Source organism: Rhodococcus sp. IC4_135, from assembly GCF_011602025.1.
In the GTDB taxonomy this organism is placed as follows: Bacteria; Actinomycetota; Actinomycetes; order Mycobacteriales; family Mycobacteriaceae; genus Rhodococcus_F; species Rhodococcus_F baikonurensis.
Map to the genome: position 1 here is coordinate 42,430 of NZ_JAAOLG010000032.1, position 6,398 is coordinate 48,827.

Below are 6,398 nucleotides of genomic sequence, written 5' to 3' on the forward strand. Positions count from 1 at the left end.
GCGGAGCTTCGACGAAAAGTCAATACTCGCAGGTAACACTCTTTAGTGGTACCGGCAACCCTCGCATCGGCCACACAAACCTGCTGTCCTGTTTCATAAGAAGACTCTCAGCTGGCGTGGCAGGCAGGAGAGTGAAACAGCAGGGAAACGAGTCAACACCGGGGCGGGGAGAACCTCGGAGTTTGCTCCAGAGGGGGATAGCCATGCCACGTGTACGGCGAGGCTCAGGCAGGCGTTCCAGGAGGTCGCCGCTTGGCTTTCATGTATGCCCGATTCACCTGTTCCCTGGAAATCCCCAACGCGTCCGCCAAAGCGATCTCGATCTTCTCGGTGAGAGCGATCTCACCGCGTTCGATGCGCGTGATCGTGGTGGTCGTCAGCCCGCACACCTTGCCGAGCTGGGGTTGGGTAAGGCCGACCAGGCATCGGTAGTCGCTGAGAAAGCGTTGCTCCGGATCCGTGACGACGACGTCGCCGATCTCGATGTTCAACGCCTTCGTGGCTCTGGCCAGGAAATCTATTTGAGGAGACACGGCACCGATCTCCCAATTGCGGATAGTCGCGGCAGTCGTGTCAGCCAAGCGGGCGACATCGCCGCGCGACATCCGAGCTGCCTTTCGGGCAACTGCGAATGCTTTTTTGTCGAAGCCGCGCAGGACGTTGCGGCTCATCGGGTTGGTCCGTCCATCGCTAGACACCATGCCGCAACCCTTCTAATATGCCATCCAGATTGGCTTTTAGATTTGTCATCAGAATTGACAAGAATTGCGGCGAACCTACCGCCACCGAAAAGCCGAGGCAAACCGTTCTGCAGCGCAGTTGGCGCCAGCCAGTCCAGGTCCCGTCCTACTGTCCCTGTACGACCTGCCCACCTCGTCCACTCGTCCACTGTGAAGGACCACCACACATGGCATCCCTACTGACCAAAAAGATCGATTCCATCCGCTCGTCCGGTGACAAACCACCAGCACATAACGGCGCAGACCCGGATGGCCCACCTGATCTGACTACCCGTGCGCGTGTTCGCCGACGCCCGATCTACTTGGCCGTGGGCATTGCCCTTGTCATCGTCGCTGTGATCGGGATGCTCACCGCTGTGAGTGCCATGCGGGCCACCACGGATGTCCTCGTGCTCGCCCGCGACGTCCAACAGGGTCAAGTCATCGAGTCGAAGGACCTCACGGTGAAGACCGTCAACGTCGACGCGGACCTGGGTGCGCTCTCAGCAGGTGAACGCGGCCGTGTCATCGGCATGAGCGCCGGCACGCGTCTGCCGGCCGGATCCGTCTTGATGCCCGCAGCCGTCACCGACCAGGTAGTACCCGGGGAAGGCCTGACGATGGTCGGCATCACCGTGGGATACCCACACCTACCGTCGGAAGCGATTGTCCCCGGAGACATGATCCGCGTCGTAGACACACCCCGCGAAGGCGACGACCCGCCCGTCACAGGACCCGTCAACACGAAGGCGCAGGTCTACTCCACAACTGTCATCGCGGAAGCGGGCGAAACCACTCTCAATCTGCTGGTCCCGGAAGCTGAAGCAAACTGGGTCGCGGCGCGTGCCGCGACGAAGCGCGTGTCCATCGTCCTCGACAACCGAGTGCGGTGACTATCGATGTATCTCGCACTCATCTCAGCATCCGGGGCACCGGGGGTCTCCACGACAGCATTAGCTCTGGCCTTGAATTCACCGAGTAGCAACACGCTCTTGGTTGAAGCTGACCCCATCGGCTCCTCGCCGGTGCTCGCCGGATACCTGCTCGGCGGCCGCTACCACGACAAATCGTTGATCAACCTCGTCGACGCCAACCGTCACGGACGCCTCAAATCAGCGCTGGCCGCCGAGGTGATCACCTTCCCCGACACCACGGTCTCGGTTCTCCCCGGCCTTCTGCATTCCGCTCAAGTCGACGCAATGCGCGCCGTCTGGAGCCCACTCGGAATCCACCTCGCAGGACTCGGGGTCGACGATGCCAACGTCATCGTGGACGCCGGCCGGATCGGACAACACGGCTCACCGGTGGAAATGATCGTCAATGCCACGACTATTGCCATCGTCACCCGCACTACTCGCCCGGCACTGGCAGCACTGCGAGCGTCGATCAACGGATTGCGTCAACAACTGTCCGCTACACAGTCCACGGCAAGCCTCGGGCTGATCCTCATCGGCGAATCCCCGTACAACGCAGACGAAGTAGCCAAGGTCGCGGGACTCGATGTCATCGCGGTCATCCCGGATTCGAAGGACGCGCGGGTGTTCTCCGACGGTGAGGTGTTGACCAAGTGGCGCCGCCGTCGGTCGCTGTATCTGCGTGCACTGCACCGAACGACCTGGCCGAAGATCGAAAAATTCGCGGCCACCCACCAGGCCGACTGGAAGTCCAGCCTCGCCATGACAGGAGACCGACGATGACGACAGACGAGACAGCGCAGACTACGCACAAGAACATCACCGATCTCCCGTTCTTCTCCTCGATGCTTCCAATCGCCGATCAGCCCCAGACTGCCCCCGAACCAGTGGTGCCGGTGCCGGCAGAGACCGCGGATTTCTTCCGCACCAACAACCTTCACGACCTACCGCCAGCGCCGCGGCACAATGCCCCTGGTGAGGTCGTACAGTCGCAGCGGAGTGCGGCCCCGAAGATCCCAGTCGACCGAAAACTCGTCCGCACCCTGCAGCGAGAAGCGGCCGAGCTGCTGCGCGAACACCGCACCAAGCGTGACCGAGAGCTCAACGATCCGAAGAACACGAAAATCGTCGCTCCCTTCACCGCAGACGAAGAACGCGAATACGGGCGAGAGACAATCACCCGGCTGGTGAAAAACCACGTCCAACAAACGATCCGGTCCGGAGGCGAAACCTTCGATCTCAACCAGGAACACGCCCTCATCAAGGCGATCTTCGACGCGCAGTTCCGCCTCGGACCTCTTCAAGACCTCGTCGAAGAACCTCACATCACAGATATTTACCTCAACGGCGACGCCGTGTACGTCAAATACCCCGACGGACACTACGAATCCAGAGACTCCGTCGTCGACAGCAGCGACGAACTCCTCGAATGGATGAGTCTGCTCGCATCCAGAGCCGACAACGGCGGCAGGCCCTTCTCCAGGATCAATCCCTCCCTCCGGCTCAACATGCAAGGAAACCACCGACTTTCGGTCCTCGGATACACCACCATCCGGCCCTCTGTCGCAATCCGCATCCACCGCCTGACCAACATCACCCTCGAACAACTCTCACTCGACCACCGCATGATGCCCCCAGAACTTGCACACATGCTCGGGTGCGCCATCCGAGGAAGAGCATCGACCGGAGTCGGCGGCGGAATGGGCTACGGCAAAACGACATTCGCCCGCGCCCTGGCCAACGCACTCCCCATCCAGACACGAATCGGAGTCGCCGAAACCGAACGAGAACTCTTCCTCGACGAGCTCCCAGGCCGTCGAGACTTCATCGTCGATGCCGAAATGATCATGGGCGGCGGTGAACGCGGCGCAGACGGACAACTAGCCGGCGGCTTCAGTCTGAGCGCAATTCTCTACGAGTTCGTCCGCCAGGGACTCGACTTCCTTGTAGTCGGTGAAATCGCAGGCCTCGAGATCCTCGCCCTGGTCAAGGCCCTCCAAACGGCCAATGGCGGAATTTTCACCACCCACGCTTACACCGCACGCGGTGTCATCGACCGACTCGCCAACCTCGCCCAAGAGCCGCCGATGAACGCGTCAGCGGAATACATCGAGCGGCAACTCGCCGAACACGTCGATGTGATCGTTCAGCTGGCGACGAAGGTCAGGGTCAGCCGCGAAGGCACCACAACCGCAGTCCGATACGTCTCCGAAGTCGTCTACGTCGAACCTGGCGACACCGACAAGCTACCCAGCTTTTCCAACATCTACCGCGGATACTCCGACGGCACAGGCGTATTCGGCAGCATCCCGCAGCCGATGCTGCGCAAGCTCCTCGCCGGCGGATTCAAGAAAGTGGACCTCCCTCCCGACACTCTTCGGAGTTTCGACGAAGAACGCGATCTGTTCGACGACGAAGGAGCTGCATGATCATGTACCAACAAATCGGCGTCTTCCTCGTCCTGCTGCTCTGCGCAGGAGTCGGCTGCCTCGTCGTGGGGTGGAGGGACCGCCGCGACCCCACAGCCCCCACCCGTCAGCGCCGCCGAAAGGGCGAACGAGCGAAACTATCGGGCACCACCCAACTTCTCCTGGCCGTCGGAATCGGCGCAGGCGCCACCGTCTACTACCTGAGCGGATGGCTCTTCACGCTCTTCCTCGTCCCCGCCCTTCTCGTGGGTCTGCCCTACCTCCTGAGCCGACCGGAAGCCGAACACCAGATCAGTCGCTTGTCCTCGATGGACGAATGGACACGCAACTTGTCGAGCAGCATGCGAGCCGGCTCCGGAATCGAACACACCATCATCTCGACCCCCATCCCAGAAGCGCTGAAAGACGAGATCACCGCCTTCATCAACAGGCTCCGCAACAATGTCCCACCCGCCGAAGCGGTCACACGATTCGCATCCGACCTCAACGACAGCGTCGGTGACAAGATCTGCGGCGCCCTCCTTCTCGCCATGCAACTGCGTGGTGTCGGCCTGGCCAACGTCCTCGAAGGCCTCGCCGAAGACGTAGGCGACACCGTCGCCCGCCGCCGCCGCATCGAAGCGGACCGCAAATCGACTCGAACACAAGCCAAATGGGTCACCATCATCACCATCGCCGTCCTCGCCGCAGCGTTCGCCTTCACGAATTTCATGGAGCCCTACCGTTCAGGCGGAATGCAGATCGTCCTGCTGATCCTGCTGACGCTCTTCGCGGCGGATCTGTACTGGATGAAACAAGCCACCAAGCCGCCGGTCTACCCGCGGTTCATCGGAACCAACGACCGCGTCGAACGCACTGACCTCGTAGGAGCGCAGCGATGAGTATCACCATGACGATCATCGTCTACACCAGCGTCGGCACAATCGGCATCTACCTCGTGGCCCTGTACTTCCTGCGAGCCCAACCCGCCCTCACCGACGTGATGTCCAGAATGTCCGGACCCGCGCCGGAAAAAGCAAACACCGCAGGAACATCACTCGTCGACGGGCTCGCCAACAGGCTCGGCCTCCGCGTACACCCCTACCTACAAGACAGCCGATTCCTCACCCTCCCCACAGCGGACCTCTCACTGCTGCACAAAGATCCGGCGCACGTGCTCGGCGAAAAACTTGTCGCAGCGTTCTTCGGTCTGCTGATCTTCCCGATACTCAACCTGGTCCTGACAGCCTTCGGACTGGGATTGGCATGGTCGATGCCGGCGATCCTCTCACTCGCGACCGCCGTCTTCCTCTTCATGATTCCCGACATCGACATCCGGCGACGCGCAGCTGCCGCCCGCGCCGAATTCGCACAAGCCCTCAGCTCCTACATCGACCTCGTCGCGCTATGCCGACGAGGCGGAGTCGGATCCACGCAATCCCTCGAGATCGCCGCCCAAGTCGGAGACAGTTGGGTGTTCCTCCGACTCGACGAGGAACTCTACGAAGCGGGCCGCTCCGGCGAAGCGCCCTGGAGTGCTCTCACTCGCGTCTCGCAGCAGCTCGGACTCGCAGAACTCGGCGACCTCGCAGACATCATGACGATGACAGGTGACAAAGGCGCCAGCGTGTACACCTCACTGCGAGCCAAAGCCGCCAGCCTGCGCTCGGCACAGACCTCCGCTGAACAGTCCGCCGCCGTCGAGGCAACGGAGAAGCTCGCCATGCCCCTTGCCGGTCTCGCCGGCCTGTTCATGGCACTACTCCTGATCCCGGCGGTTTCCGTCATCAGCGGCTAACCAAACCCACGAAAGGAAATCCCTCTGAACAGGCAAAACGAAGAAGGACTCATCGACCGGACTCATCCAGTCCAGGACAACTGCTACACATCCAGCACACCAACAAGGAGCGCACCATGACCACCAAAGCCATCACCACCACCCGCCGCGCAACCCGCGCCGCCATCACCTCCTACCTCACACTCACGGCGATGTTCGTCGCCGCACTCGCAGGAAGCCTCCTGCAGCGTGCAGGCGGTAAGGATTCGGACCGCGGCCCGTCCACCCTCGAATACGTCATCATGGCCGGAATCGTCGCCGTCGCGGCCATCGCGGCCGGCGCCGTAGTCGTCCAGAAGATCCAGTCCCGCGCCGACTCCATCCCCGACTGACACTGCACAACGCAGTTCGGGTGGAGGAGCGGGTCTATCTCTTTAACGGTGTTTCGGCGGATTTCCATCAGTAAGTTTCCGATCCCGGCCAACGATCGGCGAACGTGATCGCAAACGCGTTCAGAGCGGGCTTCCACCTCGTTATCCATCGTGCCTGGCCCTTGCCTGTCGGGTCGAGCGAACGTGTC

Annotated in this window: 7 protein-coding genes; 6 read left to right on the forward strand and 1 reads right to left on the reverse strand. The window is 61.5% G+C overall.

Annotation, left to right across the window (positions count from 1 at the left end; all coding sequences use genetic code 11):
- Positions 1 to 224 precede the first annotated feature (224 nt).
- Entirely contained in the window at positions 225 to 701 is a 477-nt protein-coding gene (locus G8767_RS30340; RefSeq protein ID WP_240952914.1) for a helix-turn-helix transcriptional regulator, read from the reverse strand.
- Positions 702 to 907: 206 nt separating this feature from the next.
- Between G8767_RS30340 and G8767_RS30345 the strand changes: the two genes are divergently transcribed.
- The 6 genes from G8767_RS30345 to G8767_RS30370 all read left to right on the forward strand — a co-directional run bounded on the left by G8767_RS30345 (position 908) and on the right by G8767_RS30370 (position 6,210).
- Entirely contained in the window at positions 908 to 1,612 is a 705-nt protein-coding gene (locus tag G8767_RS30345) for an SAF domain-containing protein (protein ID WP_166813563.1), read from the forward strand.
- Between the two features lie 99 nt (positions 1,613 to 1,711).
- Complete coding sequence (locus G8767_RS30350) at positions 1,712 to 2,416, forward strand: hypothetical protein (protein ID WP_238704744.1); 705 nt, start codon at positions 1,712 to 1,714, stop codon at positions 2,414 to 2,416.
- The gene (locus tag G8767_RS30355; RefSeq protein ID WP_166813565.1) at positions 2,413 to 4,062 is read left to right on the forward strand and encodes an ATPase, T2SS/T4P/T4SS family; all 1,650 of its coding nucleotides are present in this window, start codon (positions 2,413 to 2,415) and stop codon (positions 4,060 to 4,062) included. The genes G8767_RS30350 and G8767_RS30355 overlap by 4 nt, the downstream gene beginning before the upstream one ends.
- A 2-nt stretch (positions 4,063 to 4,064) precedes the next feature.
- On the forward strand, positions 4,065 to 4,943 hold the full coding sequence (locus G8767_RS30360) for a type II secretion system F family protein (RefSeq protein ID WP_070161042.1): 879 nt from the start codon (positions 4,065 to 4,067) through the stop codon (positions 4,941 to 4,943).
- Positions 4,940 to 5,839 (forward strand): type II secretion system F family protein, encoded by a 900-nt coding sequence (locus tag G8767_RS30365; protein ID WP_003944267.1) that lies wholly within the window; start codon positions 4,940 to 4,942, stop codon positions 5,837 to 5,839. The genes G8767_RS30360 and G8767_RS30365 overlap by 4 nt, the downstream gene beginning before the upstream one ends.
- Before the next feature lie 116 nt (positions 5,840 to 5,955).
- Entirely contained in the window at positions 5,956 to 6,210 is a 255-nt protein-coding gene (locus G8767_RS30370; protein ID WP_070160963.1) for a hypothetical protein, read from the forward strand.
- Positions 6,211 to 6,398 lie beyond the last annotated feature (188 nt).